The following is a 16,572-nucleotide window of genomic DNA, read 5'->3' as shown; positions in this document are numbered from 1 at the left end:
GATATGGCGACTTTTGCGGTTCAGTTGAAGTTCACCGACAACGATCGGCGGATGGCCGTGCGGCCCGCCCACCGGGAATACCTGGGCGAACTGCGCGACGCGGGCAAGCTCGTCGCGGCCGGCCCGTTCGCGGATCAGACCGGCGCGTTGCTCTTCTACGACGTGGCGGACGAGGCGGAGCTGCGCGACATCCTGGCCAAGGATCCGTACACCCCGGCCGATTGCTGCGAGGTCGTCCTGCTCACCGAGTGGCAGCCGCTCTTCCCGTTCACCAACTGACCAGCGCCGGTTCGACGTACGGCCCCGAGCGCGGGTCCGTCGTACCCAGGGGCTCAGGCCTCGACCGACTCCAGGTCGAGGTAGTCGACGTACGCCCAGAGCCAGACGAGTGGTGCGATCACGAGTTCCGGGTCGCCGTCCTGGTCCGCGATGAAGAGGATCGAGCCCTCGCCGCCCGCGATGTCGTCCACGACGGCCGTCGAGATCCGGAGCGCCATCTCGAACGGCTGCACCGGCGGCCCGTCCTCCCAGGCCGGCGCGGGCAACGGCAGCACCGGGGCGTCGTCCGTCCCGTTCATGTTGACCGAGATGTCCTGCAGCAGCTGATAGACGTCGTACGTGATGAGCCCGGCGAGCGGCTTGCCGTCGATGCCGATGATGTACGGATCGTCCTCGCCGTCGCGGAAGTGGTCGCGCAGCTGGGGGAGCGCGGCGGGCAGGTCGGCGGCCTCGACGTACGGCGCTTCGGCCTCGTCGCCGACATCAGCGTTGCCCGAGCGCATCTCGTCGAGGGACTTCAGCAGGTCGCGCAGTTCGTCGTACGCCCCGCCGCCCGGCGCCGCCTGAGCCCGGGACTCGAGATCGCGCAGGTGCTCGACCAGCTCGTCCTCGAAGTGCAGACCGAACAGCACCTCGGAGCCGTCCCGGCCCGCGTTGAGCTGGGCCACGATCTGGGTGGAGACGGGCCCGAGTCGCTCGGCCAGCGTCTCCAGGGGAGTGGTCGGCTTCTCCTCGAGGTCGTGCGCGCAGGAGTCGGGGTCCTCGGCGGCCTTCTCGCCACCCTCCATCTCCAGCAGTACGGCGAAGGCCTTGAACGAGACGAGTGCCGCGCTGGCGAGGCGGCCGTCGCCGATCAGCATCAGCGGGTTCGCGCCCTCTTCGGCACGGCGCAGGTGGTCGGGCAGCAGGACCGCGGCCTGCTCGACGCTGACCTGGCTGAGCAACGAGGTGAGGCCGTGATCGGTGTCGACGCCGAGCAGCTCGACCAGGCTTTCGGAACTCATGTCGAAGTTGGATCGCAGGTAGTAGCGCAGCCAGCCGGCATCGACCGGGTTGTCCAGCAGGTGGGTCAGCCGGGAGCGGAAATCGGCCAGATCGGCGATCGAGAGCACGACCAGAACCGGCTGGTCGCCGTCACCGATGACCAGCGGACGGGTGTCGCCCTGAGCGAAGCCGTCGATGACCTGCGCGAGGCTGCTCGCGGCGGCCTCGAGCGGCCACGACTCGGCGTGGAACTCACTCATACCCGGATTTTCCAGCGGTGGCGGCCATCTGGTTTCCTCTTCTCAGCGGTGCAGGTGGACCAGCGTAGAGTGACGCCCGGGCCACTGTGTGAGCAACCCACGGAACCGGCGTGGCGATGTGGCGATATCTCACATGTGAGATACAGTCCGCCGCATGACTGTCGACTACCTGAGCCGGATCGGCAACTTGATCCGGGATGCCCGTAAGCACCGCGGTTGGACCCAGACTCAACTCGCGGACGTGCTCGGGACAAGCCAGAGTGCCGTCAACCGGATCGAAAAGGGTCATCAGAACCTCACTCTCGAGATGCTCGCCCGGATCGGTGAAGCACTCGACTCTGAGATTGTCTCTCTCGGTGGGGGCCCGGTCCACCTCCGTGTGGTCGGTGGACGCAGGTTGTCGGGTTCGATCGACGTTAAATCTTCCAAGAACGCCGGCGTCGCCCTGCTCTGCGCCTCGCTGCTGAACAAGGGCCGCACCACCCTGCGCAAGGTCGCGCGGATCGAAGAGGTCAACCGCCTGCTCGAGGTGCTGAACAGCATCGGCGTGAAGACCACCTGGCTGAACGACGCCGGCGACCTCGAGATCGTGCCGCCCGCCAACCTCGACCTCGCCGGGATGGACGCCGAGGCCGCTCGCCGTACCCGCAGCATCATCATGTTCCTCGGCCCGCTGATGCACCGCGAGGACACCTTCAACCTGCCGTACGCCGGTGGCTGCGACCTCGGTACCCGCACGGTCGAGCCGCACATGGCCGCGCTGCGCCCGTTCGGCCTGGAGATCAAGGCGTCGGCCGGCGAGTACCACGCGCTGGTCAACCGCGCGATCAGCCCGGGCAAGCCGATCGTGCTGACCGAGCGCGGCGACACCGTCACCGAGAACGCGATCATGGCCGCCGCCCGCTTCGACGGCGTGACGGTGATCCGCAACGCCAGCTCGAACTACATGGTCCAGGACCTGTGCTTCTACCTGGAGCTGCTGGGTGTGCGCATCGACGGCGTCGGCAGTACGACGCTGACGGTGCACGGGGTCGCGGACATCGACGTGGACGTGGATTACGCGCCGTCGGAGGACCCGATCGAGGCGATGAGCCTGCTGACCGCGGCGATCGTGACCAGCTCCGAGATCACCATTCGCCGCGTGCCGATCGAGTTCATGGAGATCGAGCTGGCGCTGCTGGAGGAGATGGGCCTCGACTACAGCCGCACCGACGAGTACCTGGCCGAGAATGGCCGGACGCGGTTGGTCGACCTGACCACGCGCCCGTCGGAGCTGCACGCGCCGACCGACAAGATCCACCCGATGCCGTTCCCGGGGTTGAACATCGACAACCTGCCGTTCTTCGCGGCCATCGCGGCGACGGCTACTGGTCAGACGTTGATCCATGACTGGGTTTACGAGAACCGGGCGATCTATTTGACGGATCTCAATAAGCTCGGCGCCTCGGTCAAGCTGCTCGATCCGCACCGCGTGATGATCGAGGGGCCGACCCATTTCTCGGGCGCGGAGATCATGTGTCCGCCGGCGCTCCGTCCTGCGGTGGTCACGTTGATCGCGATGATGGCGGCGAAGGGGACGTCGGTGCTCCGCAGCGTGTACGTCATCAACCGCGGCTACGAAGACCTCGCCACCCGCCTCAACTCGCTAGGCGCCCAAATCGAAACCTTCCGCGACATCTAAGGACCCCACCCTTTCCCGGTCATCGGACCCTTGTGACGCGGCGTGTCGTGGTTCATCGGACCCTTCTGACCAGTTTTTGGTGGCACCCGTCCCCCTGAGTTCTTGCGAATTGTCTGGTGGACCCGGGCCGCGTCAAGGGCTTCATCGGCTAGTGCCGACGCTAACGCGCCCTTGACCCGTCCCGGGTCCACCAAGGGCAGCGGGCTATCAGGGGGACGGGTGAGGTCTGCCCGCTTGCCTCGCGCCTTCCCGTTCACGAATGGTCGGGCGATGCCGTTCACGGATGGTCGCGCGATGCCGTTCACGGATGGTCGGGCGATGCCATTCGCGTATGGCCGGCTGATGCCGTTCACGGATGGCCGAGTGGTGCGGTTGTCGGCGGCCGGGTGCTGCCGTGCACGGACGCCCGGGTGGCACCGTCCTCGGTGGCCCGGTCTCGCCGTTCTCGGCGGGCAGGTGGTGCCGTCTCGGCTGGCGGGTTGTCGCGGAATGCTCTCGCTTGGCGAGGGATAGCCACCGTGCGGGTGGGTCACCCCCTCGGATTGGCGGGTTCACGTGGTTGTTGCAACACCTCGATTTGAGGAGTTGTGATGGTTATGTCGTTTGTGGAGGACAACGAGCGTCACGGTGCTGCCTTGTTGCGGCTGGTGGATTCGGGGGTCGGGGTAGCGGCTGCGTGTGAGTCGTTGGGGATCGGGCGTGGTCGTGGCTATGAGATCTTGCGGGCTCGTGGCCGTGGTTCGCGTCCGCGCACGGTGATCACTGATGCGTTGCGGGAGCAGGTCATCGCGGTGTTCAAGGAATCGGGGAACATCACTGGCGCGGGTTCGGCCTGCGGGTTGAGGCATGACACTGCCCGGCGGATCCTTGTCGTGGCCGGGCTGGTTCCCGCGGTGCGGGCCGTGAAACGCAAGACCCAGGCCAGGGTCCGCCTCGAGGAGTTGCTGGAGGCGGGCTGGTCCATCACGCGCGCAGCCAAGGAGGTGGGCGTGCATCCGGGTACTGCGCGGGACTGGCATCACGGGGTCCGCAGGGTGGGCAACACGCGGGTCTATCCCGATGGGCGGGTCGTGGACTACGGCACCACAACCCGATACTCCACTTCCATGACCCCATCAGCTGACGCGGTGATCAGCGACCGTTACCTGTGCCTGGACCAGCGGCTGGCGATCGCCGATGGGCGGGTCAACAAACTCACCTTGACCGCGATCGCGGCCGGCATCGGCAAGGACAAGTCCACAGTCTCTCGTGAGATCCGCGCCCACAGTGTTGAAGGAACCTACCTGCCCCACCAAGCCCACCGCGACGCTGCGGCCGCCAGGGCCCGGCCCAAGACCTCAAAGCTGGTCACCGATCCCGCGTTGCGTGAGCAGGTCGAGCTGGGTCTGGAGCGGAAGTTGTCGCCGGAGCAGATTTCGAACAGGCTCGTCAAGGACTTCCCCGACGACGAGAGCATGCGCGTGAGCCACGAGACGATCTACAAGGCGCTCTACTTCCAGGCCCGCGGCGGCCTCAAACGCGAAGTCCAGACCGCGCTGCGCACCGGACGGACCCGCCGCAAACCACAACGCCAGCCCGGCCAGCGCCAGCACCGGTTCGTCGAGGAGATGATCATGATCTCCGAGCGGCCCGCCGAGGCCGACGATCGCGCGGTTCCCGGCCACTGGGAAGGCGACCTGATCATGGGCGAGAACAACCGGTCCGCGATCGCCACCCTGGTCGAACGCACCACCCGCTACACGATGCTGGTCCACCTGCCCGGCGGCCACGACGCCGAACAGGTCCGCGACGGTCTCATCGCGACGATGAAAACCCTGCCCGGCCATCTGCGCGGCTCGCTGACCTGGGACCAGGGCTGCGAAATGGCCAAACACAAACAGTTCTCCATCGCCACCGACATGGCCGTCTACTTCTGCGACCCGCACTCCCCCTGGCAGCGCGGCACCAACGAAAACACCAACGGACTACTGCGCCAGTACTTCCCCAAGGGCACCGACCTGAGCATCCACGGACCCGAAGACCTCGAACACGTCGCCCAAGAACTCAACGGGCGACCACGCAAAACGCTCGACTGGGACACCCCAGCCGAACGCCTACGTGATCTACTCACCACCTAGAAACCAACCCGGTGTTGCAACGACCCCTCGAAACCGCCATTCCGGGGTGGTAACCCACCTCGCGGATGGCCAGCCACCCCCAGCACCCAATGCTCCCGCCGATGCCACCGGCTGGCGTCCTATTCCGAGGGTCGACTCCCCATTCCGGAGGTCGACCCTCGGAATAGGACGGGCACCTCCCGATGTGGAGCCGCGCTCACCGCTCTGGAGAGACGACGGCCGGGCGCCAAACCCGACGACTCGGCGCGCGCATAGACGGGCGCGCGCATCTTCCCGAGTGAACTGGACGTTTTTGGGGACGGAAAACGTCCAGTTCACTCGGGAAGACGCCAGCCGACGACGGGATCACGGCGACCCAGTCCGAGGGAGAGATCGCCATCCGTGCACGGGATCACGGCGGGCCCGGTCCGAGGGAGAGATCGCCACCCGTCCACGGGCTCACGGCGACCAGTCCGAGGAAGAGCCCGCCATCTGGGCGCGGGATCAGGGCGGACCGGTCCGAGGGAGGGGTCGCCGTCCGTACGCGGGATCACGGCGGCGTCCGAGGAGCAGCTCGGCATCCGCTGAACGGGACCACTCGACGCAAACGGGCAGACCTCACCCGTCCCCCTAATGGGTGTTATCGGGTCGGTCGCTGGCAGACTCGGTGTCTGTGGTCGCTGGTAGGTGAGCACTCCGTACCCCCGGGCTTTGAGTCCTGGTATCAGAGCGTGCCCTTGCTGGTGGTCGGGAGATGTGAATGGCTGATGGGGTGTCGTGCCTGCCGCTTTTCGGGTGGTGTGAGCACTGATCCATTAGGGCGCCGGAATCTCCTGCGGGCTACTCAGACACTCATCGAGTGCGTGACGGGAGAAATTCATCGTGTTGTTCGTTGGTGACGACTGGGCCGAAGATCATCATGACCTCGAGGTCCAAGACGATCAGGGCCGGGTGCTGGGCATTCGCCGGGTCCCCGAGGGGGTCCAGGGGATGGTGAAGTTCCATGAGCTGATCGCGCAACACTTGCCTGATGATGGTGGCCCCGGCCAGGTGATGGTCGGGATCGAGACCGAGCGGGGTCCGTGGGTGGCCGCGTTGATCGCGGCGGGTTATGTGGTGTTCGGGGTGAACCCGAAACTGGCCGCGAGACATCGTGAGGTGGTGTCGTTGTCGGGTGCCAAGGACGACAAGACCGACGCGCACAGCCTGGCCGACATGGTCCGGACCCGGCGTCACCAACTCGTGGCCACCGAGGCCGATTCGCAGCTCGCGGCCGGGGTGAAGGTGCTGACCCGGGCGCATCAATCGCTGATCCAGGAACGGACCCGGCACATGCTGCGGATGCGGTCGGCGTTGCTGGACTACTTCCCGGCCGCGCTGGAGGCGTATCAGCAAGGGACGTTGACGTTGACCAGTCCTGATGTGCTGGCGTTGCTGGCCAAAGCGGCCACCCCGGCGGCCGCGGCGAAACTCACCACCGGCCAGATCACCGCCGCGCTGAAAACGGCTCGCCGGCGCGGTGATCTGCCCAGCCGGGCCGCCGCGATTCAGGCCGCGCTGCGCACCGAGCAACTCGGCCAGTCCGAGATCGTGGCCGACGCCTACGCCGCCACGGTCCGTTCCACGGTGGCGATCCTGCAGGCCCTGAACACCGAGATCACCGGCCTGCAGGCAGGGGTCGAGGCCTATTTTGGCCGGCACCCGGACGTTGAGATCTACCGCAGCCTGCCCGGCCTCGGACCGATCCTCGGCGCCCGGGTGCTGGCAGAATTCGGCGACGCCCCAGGCCGCTACGCCGACGCGAAATCCCGCAAGAACTACGCCGGCACCGCACCCCTCACCCGCCAATCCGGAAGGCTGAAAACGGTGCACGCCCGGTTCGTCCACAACAACCGGCTCGTCAACGCCCTCGACCAGCAAGCCGGCGCCGCCATCCTGCGTGACCCACACACCCGCGCCTACTACGACGAACTCCGCACCCGCGGCCACGGCCACCACGCCGCGCTACGACAACTCGCCAACCGGCTCGTCGGCCTCCTCCACGGCTGCCTCAAAACCGGCACCCACTACGACACCCACACCGCCTGGGCCCACCGCACCAAAACCACCGCCGCTTGACTCCCTAGCACTAGGGATGTCTGATAGCTGCCGCCCTTGGCCGGTTCGGGTCGGGTCAAGGGCGCGTCAGCGTCGGCGGTAGCCGATGGAGCCCTTGACGCGGCCCGGACCGGCCTGACAATTCGCAAGACTTCAGGGGGACGGGTGCCCACCGACACCCCTCCCAAGCACCTCGTCGAAGCACCCCTAACCAAGGTGTCCCCAAAACTCGTCGGCCCGACCGGGAACAAAACTCTTGCGCTTGGCGTCTTACTGGGTACACTGTACGAAGTTCATCAACGAAGGAGCGGGCTTGACCGACACACAGACCATGCCGACCAGTGGGTTCGAGCCGTCCGCGGCGGATATCGCGAGCGTTCAGGCGTGGTTCGAGCGGTACGACGCGCTGGCGGCGGCGCACGATTACGAGGGGATGGCCGACCAGGCCGTCTTCCCCCTGAACGAGGTCAGCGACGACGGCAACGGGAACGGGAAGGCCGAGTCCGTCACCCGGCAGGCCTTCGTCGAGCAGATGGCGCAGGTGATGGGAGGAGGTCCCGCCGACCTGACCATGGAGTCGACCCGGACGCCGCACTTCCTCTCGGCGAGCCTGGTCTTCGTGGTCACCGAGGGCACGATGTCGTTCGGCGGCCAGACCATGCCGATGCGGTACGGCGATCTGCTGCTCAAGGTCGACGGCCAGTGGAAGTTCCAGACCATGGTCCAAGGCGGTTGGGGATAACCAAACCGGGATAGCCAAAACTGGGATAGCCAAAACTGTCGGTGCTCACCTCTAGTCTGGTGAGTGATGACGCGATCTCAGCACCTCGCAGGATATGGCGAGCACGACGCGGAGCGATGGGTGGTCGAGCCGGCCAAGCGGCCGGGGCGGTCACCCTTCGCCCGCGATCGGGCGCGCGTGCTGCACAGTGCCGGGTTGCGGCGACTCGCGGCCAAGACGCAGGTGCTGACGGCGGGCAGCGACGACTTTGTCCGCAACCGGTTGACGCACAGCCTCGAGGTCGCGCAGATCGGCCGCGAGCTGGCGACCGCGCTCGGGTGCGATCCCGACATCGTGGACGCGGCCTGCCTCGCGCACGATCTCGGCCATCCGCCGTTCGGCCACAACGGCGAGCGCGCCCTCGACGAGTATGCGCACGATATCGGTGGTTTCGAGGGCAACGCTCAGACCCTGCGGCTGCTGACCCGGCTGGAGTCGAAGGCGTTCGACCCGGACGGCCGCAGCGTAGGGCTGAACCTGAGCCGCGCCACCCTCGACGCCGCCACGAAATACCCGTGGACCAGGCGCGAGGGGCAGCGCAAGTTCGGGGTGTACGACGATGACGGCGAGGTCTTCGGCTGGCTGCGCAAGGGCGTCGAGCATCCGGACCGGCGCTGTCTCGAGGCCCAGGTGATGGATTTCGCCGACGACGTCGCCTATTCGGTGCACGACGTCGAGGACGGGATCGTTGCCCACAGCATCGACCTGGGCCGGGTAGGCCGGGATCCCGGGCCGTACTGGGAGACCGTGCGCCGGTTCTACCTGCCGGAGGCGAGCGACGACGAGCTCGACGCCGCCTGGCAGCGCCTCAGCGGTACGACGTACTGGCCGGGCGGGCCGTTCGACGACAGCCGCCGGGCCCTCGGTGGGCTGAAGGATCTGACCAGTCAGTTGATCGGGCGATTCTGTACGGCCGCCGAGCAAGCCACCCGGGCCGCCTTCGGGCAAGACCGGCTGATTCGGTATGAGGCGGACCTGATCATTCCCGACGGCGTCGCCACCGAGATCGGCGTACTCAAGGGTGTCGGGATGTGGCACGCGTTCCATTCGCCCGAGCGGCAGGGGCGACACGCCCGGCAGCGCGAGTTGCTCGGTGAGTTGGTGGCGGCGCTGTGCAAGTCGGCGCCACGCGACCTGGATCCGGCGTTCGCGGCGGATTTCGTCGCGGCGGCCGATGATGCGGCGCGGTTGCGGGTTGTCATCGATCAGGTCGCTTCGCTCACCGACCCGTCGGCCGTCGAGTGGCACGGGCGCCTACCTGGGTAGCGTGGGGGTATGAGCGATGTAGAGCGGATCGTCATCGTCGGTGCCAGTCTTGCCGGAGCCAAGGCGGCGGAGACCTTGCGGAGTGAGGGATTCACCGGTCAGGTCGTACTGATCGGGACCGAGCCCGAGCTGCCGTACGAGCGACCGCCCTTGTCGAAGGACGTGCTGCTCGGCAAGAAGGAACCGATTACGGCCCAGGTCCACGACCAGCAGTGGTACGAGGACAACAACGTCGAGCTACGCCTCGGGACCACCGTCGAGGCGATCGATCCGGCCGCCCACACGGTCACGCTCCCGGACGGCTCCACGCTCGGGTTCGACCGGCTGTTGCTTGCGACCGGCAGCCGCGTCCGCAAGCTTGACGTACCGGGCGCCGACCTCGCGGGTATCCGCTACCTCCGTACGGCGGCCGAATCCGCCACATTGCTCGAGGCCTTCGCGGCGAAGCCACGCGTTGTCGTCGTCGGCGCCGGCTGGATCGGCCTCGAGGTCACCGCCGCGGCGCGGGAGCACGGCTGCGAGGTGACGGTGATCGAGCCGCAGTCGACGGCCCTGGCGGGAGTCCTTGGCGAACAGGTCGGCGGCTACTACGCGGATCTGCACAAGCGGCATGGCGTCGAGTTCAAGTTCGGCACGAACGTCGAGGGCTTCACCGGTGCCGATGGCCAGGTCAACGGCGTGCAGACGACCGAAGGTGTCGTACCGGCGGACTTGGTCGTCGTCGGCGTGGGCGTTCAGCCGAACGTCGAGCTCGCCAAGAACGCCGGGATCGAGGTCGCCACGCCTGAAAACGGAGGCGGCGTCGTCACCGGCGCGGACCTGAAGACCTCCGCCACCGACGTGTACGCCGCGGGCGATATCGCGCGCTGGAGCCATCCGTCGCTGGGCCGGCCGCTGCGCGTCGAGCACTGGTCCAACGCGAAGGACAGTGGTGCCGTCGCCGCGAAGGCCATGCTCGGGCAGGACGCCTCGCACGACGCCGTGCCGTACTTCTTCACTGACATGTACGACCTCGGCATGGAGTACGTCGGCGACGTACCGCGCGGAACGTCGTACCACGTGGTGGTGCGAGGTGAGCCCGCCACCAACGAGTACCAGGCCTTCTGGCTGGACGAGGGCGAGCACGTCCTCGCGGCGATGCACGTCAACGTCTGGGACTCCCTCGACGCCCTGCGCAAGCTTGCCGCCTCAGACGCGCCAGTGGACCCGGCGAAGCTCGCAGACTCCTCGGTAAGCCTCGAGGAGCTGTAGGCCTCGCGGTTGGTTGAGCGTGTTCGGGCGTCCGGCGTACCTGGCGCTTCGGTCTGACCGTAGACTCGCGACGTGGCAGGCCGGATCAAGGAAGAGGACATCGCGCTGGTTCGCGAGCGTGCTCGAATCGACGACATCGTCGGCTCGTATGTGACCTTGAAGAACGCCGGCGGCGGTTCGCTGAAGGGCCTGTGCCCGTTCCACGACGAGAAGTCGCCCTCGTTCAACGTCACCCCGGCCCGGGGCTTTTTCTACTGCTTCGGGTGCCAGGAGGGTGGGGACGTGATCGACTTCATCCAGAAGATCGACCAGATCACGTTCCACGAGGCCGTCGAGACGCTGGCCGCCAAGGTCGGCGTGCAGTTGCGGTACGACGAGTCCGGCGGGCCGATGCCCAAGCGCGAGGCCAACCAGCGCCCGCGGCTGGTGCTCGCGCACAAGATGGCCGCCGAGTTCTACGTCGACCAGCTCTTCGGCGCGGCCGAGGCCCAGCCCGGTCGCCAGTTCCTGAACGAGCGCGGCTTCGATCGGGACGCGGCCGTGCTCTTCGGTGTCGGCTTCGCGCCTCGCAGCGGTGACGCCGTGCTGAAGCATCTGCGCGGCCGCGGTTTCAGCAACGAAGAACTGATCGCGTCCGGCATCTGCGCGCAGAACCAGCGCGGCCCGTACGACCGGTTCCGCGGCCGCCTGCTCTGGCCGATCCGGGATGCCGGCGGTGATGTGATCGGGTTCGGCGCGCGGCGGTTGTTCGACGACGACAAGATCGAGGCGAAGTACCTCAATACGCCCGAGACGCCGATCTACAAGAAGTCCAAGGTCCTGTACGGCGTCGACCTGGCCCGGCGGGAGATCGCCAAGGGCCGGCAGGCCGTCGTGGTCGAGGGCTACACCGACGTGATGGCCTGCCACCTGTCCGGCGTCCAGACCGCCGTCGCCACTTGCGGTACGTCGTTCGGCGAGGACCATGCACGGGTATTGCGGCAGTTGCTGCTGGACAACGACCAGTTCCGGGGCGAGGTCATCTTCACCTTCGACGGTGACGGCGCCGGCCAGCGAGCCGCGTTGAAGGCCTTCGAAGGCGATCAGGCTTTTGCGGCGCAGACCTATGTGGCGGTCGAGCCGGACGGGCTGGATCCGTGCGACCTGCGGCTGCAGAAGGGGGACGCCGCGGTGCGCGAGTTGATCGGCCGCCGCGTTCCGCTGTATCGCTTCGTGCTCGGAAACGTGCTGTCGAAGTACGACCTGGACCGGGCCGACGGGCGGGTCGACGCCTTGCGGCAGGCGGCGCAGCTGGTGGTGAGCGTGCGCGATCGGTCCAAGGTGGACGGGTTCGTGCGCGAACTCGCCGGGCAGCTCGGCCTCGAGGTCGACCAGGTCCGGGCCGAGGTGCACCGCGCCGCGAGCCGTCCGCAGCAGCAGCGCGAGCCGGACCAGCGGCCGGGCGTCCAGGTGCAGACCGAGGCGCCGCCGCGTCGTCCGGACGTGCCGAGCCCACGCGATCCGCGGTTCATGATCGAGTGGGACGTGCTGAAGATCGTGATGCAATATCCGCATCTCGTGCGGGGCAATTTCGGTGAACTGGACGACGAGGACTTCACGCATCCCTGGCTGGCGGCCGTTCGCGGCGCGATGGCGAAATCGGGTGGTCCGGAGAACGCTCAGCCCGGCGAGGCCTGGGTGGTCGCGGTCCGCGAGGCGATGGGGGACGACCCTGCGGTCGCCGTGGTCAGCGCGTTGGCGGTCGAGCCGCTGCGGCTGGATCGTGATCCGGACGAGCGCTTCGCCGAGGCGCATTTGGCCCGGTTGCAGGAGCTGACCTGTATGCGTCGCATCACCGAGCTCAAGTCGAAGCTGCAGCGCACCAACCCGATTGAGCGGGCCGACGAGTACAACCGGATGTTCGGTGAACTGATCGCCCTCGAAAGTCACCGAACCCAGCTGCGCGACCGCGCCATCGGCAGCGCGATCTAACCGCGCGACCGCTGGGTAATCCCTTTCGCGATCGATGGGTAATCCCTTTGCCGAGGTTGTCGATGCCCGGCAAGACTGGTCGCCATGACCAGGCCAGAGAACGCTCACGCCGTCGATGCGCCCGCGACGGTTCGCCCGAGCGAGGCGTCGTTCGAGGAGTTGCTGGCCGAGGGCGAGGCGGTGCCGACGGCGGGATGGGACTTCTCCTGGTTCGACGGACGGGCGACCGAGCAGCGGCCGAGTTGGGGCTATGCCCGGCTGATCGGTGAGCGGATGGCGCACGTGTCGGCCGCGCTCGACCTGCAGACGGGTGGTGGCGAGGTGCTCGCGAGCATCCCGGTCGCACCCGAGCGCCTGGTCGCGACCGAGTCCTGGCCGCCCAACCTCGCGGTCTCGCGCCGCAACCTCGCGCCGCTGGGTGGGGTCGTCGTCGAGGTGGCGGACCACGAGGATCTGCCGTTCGAGTCGGAAAGCTTCGACCTGGTCGTCAGCCGGCATCCGACCGTGGTGATCTGGCCGGAAATCGCGCGCGTGCTACGGCCGGGCGGCACCTACCTTTCGCAACAGGTCGGAGCCGGCTCGGTCCGCGAACTGACCGACTTCATGATGGGGCCGCAGCCGGTCGGCCTCGAACGCGATCCCCAGCGCGCGGTCGCCGACGCGCAGGCGGTGGGCCTGTCCGTCCTCGACGTACGGCCGGAGTCGTTGCCGATGGAGTTCTTCGATATCGCTGCCGTTGTGCACTTCCTTCGCAAGGTGATCTGGATCGTGCCGGGCTTCACGGTGGGCCAGTACCGCGAACGCCTGGCGGAGCTGGATCGGGTGATCCGTGCCGAGGGCTCGTTCGCCGCGACGAGCGAGCGTTTTCTCATCGAAGCACAAAAGCCGAACTGACCGCGGACGTTATCCACAAGGCCTGGCGCTCGGTGGCGAGTTGTCAACAGGTCAGAAAGTCACTGCGCCACGAAGGGTCATTTCGCGGCACCCTCCCTAGGAGACAACTTCGGGGATTGGGAGGTTCCGGATGGCGCTACCACTGGATTGTGAGCCTGCCGACGCAGACGCGTTGGTGAGTTATCTGCGCGGGATCGGGCGGCAAGAGGTGCTGACGCTGGAAGAGGTCGGCGAGCTCTGCTTCTGGATCGAGGCGGGTCTGCTCGCCGCCGACCGGCTGGCCGCGGGGGACACCACGGCCGAGTTGCCGGGAGTGGTGTTGGCAGGTGAACGCGCCCGCGCCCGTCTGATCGAGGGAAACCTGCGGCTGGTCGTTTCCCTCGCCAAGCGGTACGTCGGGCAAGGGATGTCCCCGCTCGACCTCATCCAGGAGGGCAACGTCGGTCTGATGCGAGCCGTCGAGAGGTATGACCATCGGCGTGGTTATCGCTTCTCGACGTACGCCATCTGGTGGATCAGACAGGCGATCGGCCGGGCCATCGCGGATCGGTCGCGCCTGGTCCGGATGCCCGCCCAGGCCTGTATGGACTCGGCCCGGGTCACGACGACCAGGCGCGAGCTGACCCAGTATCTGGGCCGCGAACCGAACAAGGCCGAGCTCGCCGACGCCACCTCGCTCAGCCTCGCCCGGGTCGAGCGGGCCTATGCCTGGCGCCTCAAACCCGAGTCCCTCGACGCCACGGACGTCGACCAACCGGTTGACGACGATCGGCTGGTGGCCCTAGCCGGTATCCGTCGGGACGTCGGTCATCAGCTCGCGTTCCTCGACGAGCGGGCGCAGACGGTGCTGGCCTTGCGATTCGGTCTGGCCGGTTCCGACCAGTTCACCCTGCAGGAGACCGCCGATGCCCTGCGCCTATCCATGACGGAGGTGAAACGCATAGAAACCGCCGCGCTGCGCGACCTCAAACGCCGCTGCCACAACGCCCTCCGCGAGTACGCCGCCTAGCCTTGCCCGGGTTGGCTGGGGACTGAGTGGGGCCGCGGCCGTCATTCCGAGGCGATCCGCGCGGCTGGGTGAGTTCTGTGAGTACGTCGCCGTGGGCTTTGCTTTGTTCGGGAGTGCGTGGGTGCCTGCGCGATACGATGAGACATGGCTCGTCGCGCGGGTCTCCTAGCTCTGTTGATGCTGCTCGGGCTGGTGTGGTCATGCGACACCGATCCGGGTGCGGGGCTCGCCAGTCAGAAGACCGAGTACCAGAAGCTCGTCGACTGGATGGATCGCTGGGACGACGAGGCGGACAAGTGGTCGGTCGCGTACGTCGGCGTCCTGAAGGAGCTGCAGGCCCTGGATGGTCGGGGCACTGTTAGGCGTGCTCACGCGTGGGGCAGCGACCTCGGACAAGCGGTCAGCAACCTGCGTACGGCCGTCGACAAGGCCGGATCGCCCGAGTCCGCGGCAGCCCCGACGTACGCCGAAGCGCTCGACTGGACCATCGACCGGGTGCGGCCCGCCGCCAGGGTTACCGCGAGCTGCGAGGCGGCAGCCTGTGGGACGGCACTGCGGGACATGCTGCGATCGTCGCGAGCGCTCTGGCAGTTGGTGCTCAAGACGGCTGCGGCCAACGTGGAGTCATCCGGCGCCACTCGGACGGAGCGCGCCGAGAGCGGGCTGCTCAACGCTTCCAGTGTTGACGGAACAGACCGGCAGTTGAGGATCCCTCCGGGCGACTTCCTCTGCCGGCCGGAGCTCGAGACGCGCGACATGCTGGCGGACCTCGGTGGTTCGGCGACTTCGGTGGGGAAGGACTGGGTTACTGGTGCGGGCACGGTCGTGCAGGTGCAGGTCAAGACGTGGCGTACCTGGTCGGCGGCCTACGCGTACTTCGATGTGGTCGATGTCCGCGCCATCACCTGTGCCCTGGAGTTGCCCGGCGTTCCGGGGCAGCAGGCCCGCTGGATGTCCGGCGAAGCCCCGGAGCTCTCGGTGCGTACGGTCGCCTGGCGCCGAGTGGATCAGGAGATCGGGCTCCAGTTCCTTGGGATGAGCGCCCTGGTGGACGACACGGTCGTCACCGTGGTGGTCGCGGCGCAGCGTCCGTCCGAGGAACTGGCGCAGAGCCTGCTTCGGCGAGCCATCGAGGGACTCGGAGTGAAACCGTGAACGCGCGCCGCGGGCACTCGCGGCGAGCCGGAGGGGACACCGGCGGTTCGGAGGGATTAGAGCGTGCCTGGGCGTGCCGGGTATGGGCGCGCCGGGCGGTGTTCGGTGCGGGGCTGTGTGTCGTTCTCGTGGCGTGTGCGGCAGAGGAGCCGGTTCGGAGCGAGCAGGTCGAGAGCTCATCTGGTGCGGTCAGCACGGTCGCTCCCGAGGGATGGACTGGCACATCGTTTCGGTTGACCAAGCCGGAGGGAGAGGGTCTGCACGTGCGCGACGGTGGCGCTGAGCGGATGACCGTATACGCGAGTCTGACGCAGCTCAACGAGTTCTTGGGCGATGACGCTACGCGGCGAACGCTCTACACGTTTGGGCATATCCAGACCGCGCTGGGGGAGATGGAGCGGTTCAACCTGTCCGACGGCTGTACCCAGGACGCGATTCGTCCGGTTGAGGGGAACGGCTACTACGGCCGCGCGCACGTCATGCGCGACTGCGAGGGGCCGTTTGCCGACGAGGTCCGCGCGATCCTCGTCGACGGCGGCCGCAGCACGGTGGTCTGGTTGACTGTCCGCGGGGACGATCCGGCTTACCTGATGGGGGTGGTGCGAACGGCACTCGAGAAGCTCGAGATCGATCGTGAAGCGGTGCCGCTACGCGTGGCGGTGAGCACCGAGATCGGCGGCTGACGTTCCGGCTGGCGACGGGTGGTGCGCCCGCGCGGGTGTGGGCGCGGCGGCCGGTGGGCGGGCGACCATTGTGACGATCGACATCACCAGGGCCGGTACGAGGAGCAGGCTGGCCGCCAGTTCCACGTCCTGAGCCGCGACGGGGTCACCGAAGTACGCGCGGAG

General features: G+C 67.4%; 13 protein-coding genes. 12 read left to right on the top strand and 1 reads right to left on the bottom strand.

The window, feature by feature from the left end:
- Positions 1–3: 3 nt before the first annotated feature.
- Positions 4–279 (top strand): YciI family protein, encoded by a 276-nt coding sequence (locus OG394_RS13225; protein WP_328995587.1) that lies wholly within the window; start codon positions 4–6, stop codon positions 277–279.
- Positions 280–332: 53 nt separating this feature from the next.
- Here the strand turns inward: OG394_RS13225 and OG394_RS13220 are convergent, their stop codons facing one another.
- The gene (locus OG394_RS13220) at positions 333–1,523 is read right to left on the bottom strand and encodes a hypothetical protein (protein WP_328995586.1); all 1,191 of its coding nucleotides are present in this window, start codon (positions 1,521–1,523) and stop codon (positions 333–335) included.
- Positions 1,524–1,677: 154 nt separating this feature from the next.
- Between OG394_RS13220 and OG394_RS13215 the strand changes: the two genes are divergently transcribed.
- The 11 genes from OG394_RS13215 (at position 1,678) to OG394_RS13165 (ending at position 16,407) form a co-directional block, all read left to right on the top strand.
- Entirely contained in the window at positions 1,678–3,204 is a 1,527-nt protein-coding gene (locus tag OG394_RS13215; RefSeq protein WP_328995585.1) for a helix-turn-helix domain-containing protein, read from the top strand.
- A 962-nt stretch (positions 3,205–4,166) separates the two neighbouring features.
- Positions 4,167–5,321 (top strand): IS30 family transposase, encoded by a 1,155-nt coding sequence (locus tag OG394_RS13210; protein ID WP_442914290.1) that lies wholly within the window; start codon positions 4,167–4,169, stop codon positions 5,319–5,321.
- A gap of 861 nt (positions 5,322–6,182) precedes the next feature.
- Positions 6,183–7,418, top strand: a complete 1,236-nt coding sequence (locus tag OG394_RS13205) for an IS110 family transposase (RefSeq protein WP_328992274.1) — start codon at positions 6,183–6,185, stop codon at positions 7,416–7,418.
- A 292-nt stretch (positions 7,419–7,710) separates the two neighbouring features.
- Positions 7,711–8,139, top strand: a complete 429-nt coding sequence (locus OG394_RS13200) for a nuclear transport factor 2 family protein (RefSeq protein WP_328995583.1) — start codon at positions 7,711–7,713, stop codon at positions 8,137–8,139.
- A gap of 66 nt (positions 8,140–8,205) precedes the next feature.
- Positions 8,206–9,444, top strand: a complete 1,239-nt coding sequence (locus tag OG394_RS13195) for a deoxyguanosinetriphosphate triphosphohydrolase (RefSeq protein WP_328995582.1) — start codon at positions 8,206–8,208, stop codon at positions 9,442–9,444.
- A gap of 9 nt (positions 9,445–9,453) precedes the next feature.
- Entirely contained in the window at positions 9,454–10,695 is a 1,242-nt protein-coding gene (locus tag OG394_RS13190) for an NAD(P)/FAD-dependent oxidoreductase (protein WP_328995581.1), read from the top strand.
- A gap of 72 nt (positions 10,696–10,767) precedes the next feature.
- Positions 10,768–12,666, top strand: coding sequence for a DNA primase (gene dnaG, locus OG394_RS13185; protein WP_328995579.1), 1,899 nt, complete (start codon positions 10,768–10,770; stop codon positions 12,664–12,666).
- 84 nt (positions 12,667–12,750) lie between these two features.
- On the top strand, positions 12,751–13,560 hold the full coding sequence (locus tag OG394_RS13180; RefSeq protein ID WP_328995577.1) for a class I SAM-dependent methyltransferase: 810 nt from the start codon (positions 12,751–12,753) through the stop codon (positions 13,558–13,560).
- Positions 13,561–13,690: 130 nt separating this feature from the next.
- Positions 13,691–14,569: a sigma-70 family RNA polymerase sigma factor gene (locus OG394_RS13175; RefSeq protein ID WP_328995576.1), complete on the top strand. Its 879-nt coding sequence runs from the start codon at positions 13,691–13,693 to the stop codon at positions 14,567–14,569.
- 144 nt (positions 14,570–14,713) lie between these two features.
- Positions 14,714–15,724: a hypothetical protein gene (locus OG394_RS13170; protein WP_328995574.1), complete on the top strand. Its 1,011-nt coding sequence runs from the start codon at positions 14,714–14,716 to the stop codon at positions 15,722–15,724.
- A 233-nt stretch (positions 15,725–15,957) separates the two neighbouring features.
- On the top strand, positions 15,958–16,407 hold the full coding sequence (locus OG394_RS13165) for a hypothetical protein (RefSeq protein WP_328995572.1): 450 nt from the start codon (positions 15,958–15,960) through the stop codon (positions 16,405–16,407).
- The last annotated feature ends 165 nt before the right edge of the window (positions 16,408–16,572 follow it).

It is taken from the genome of Kribbella sp. NBC_01245 (assembly GCF_036226525.1).
Lineage (GTDB): Bacteria > Actinomycetota > Actinomycetes > Propionibacteriales > Kribbellaceae > Kribbella.
The sequence above is the reverse complement of the archived record's forward strand: the minus strand, read 5'-3'. Positions and strand labels throughout refer to the sequence as shown.

Bases quoted from the DNA above. Each gene is read 5' to 3' on its own strand.
- OG394_RS13180 (WP_328995577.1), top strand. From the start codon at position 12,751: ATGACCAGGCCAGAGAACGCTCACGCCGTCGATGCGCCCGCGACGGTT.
- OG394_RS13170 (WP_328995574.1), top strand. From the start codon at position 14,714: ATGGCTCGTCGCGCGGGTCTCCTAGCTCTGTTGATGCTGCTCGGGCTG.
- OG394_RS13175 (WP_328995576.1), top strand. From the start codon at position 13,691: ATGGCGCTACCACTGGATTGTGAGCCTGCCGACGCAGACGCGTTGGTG.
- OG394_RS13220 (WP_328995586.1), bottom strand. From the start codon at position 1,523: ATGAGTGAGTTCCACGCCGAGTCGTGGCCGCTCGAGGCCGCCGCGAGC.
- OG394_RS13195 (WP_328995582.1), top strand. From the start codon at position 8,206: ATGACGCGATCTCAGCACCTCGCAGGATATGGCGAGCACGACGCGGAG.
- OG394_RS13215 (WP_328995585.1), top strand. From the start codon at position 1,678: ATGACTGTCGACTACCTGAGCCGGATCGGCAACTTGATCCGGGATGCC.
- OG394_RS13225 (WP_328995587.1), top strand. From the start codon at position 4: ATGGCGACTTTTGCGGTTCAGTTGAAGTTCACCGACAACGATCGGCGG.
- OG394_RS13190 (WP_328995581.1), top strand. From the start codon at position 9,454: ATGAGCGATGTAGAGCGGATCGTCATCGTCGGTGCCAGTCTTGCCGGA.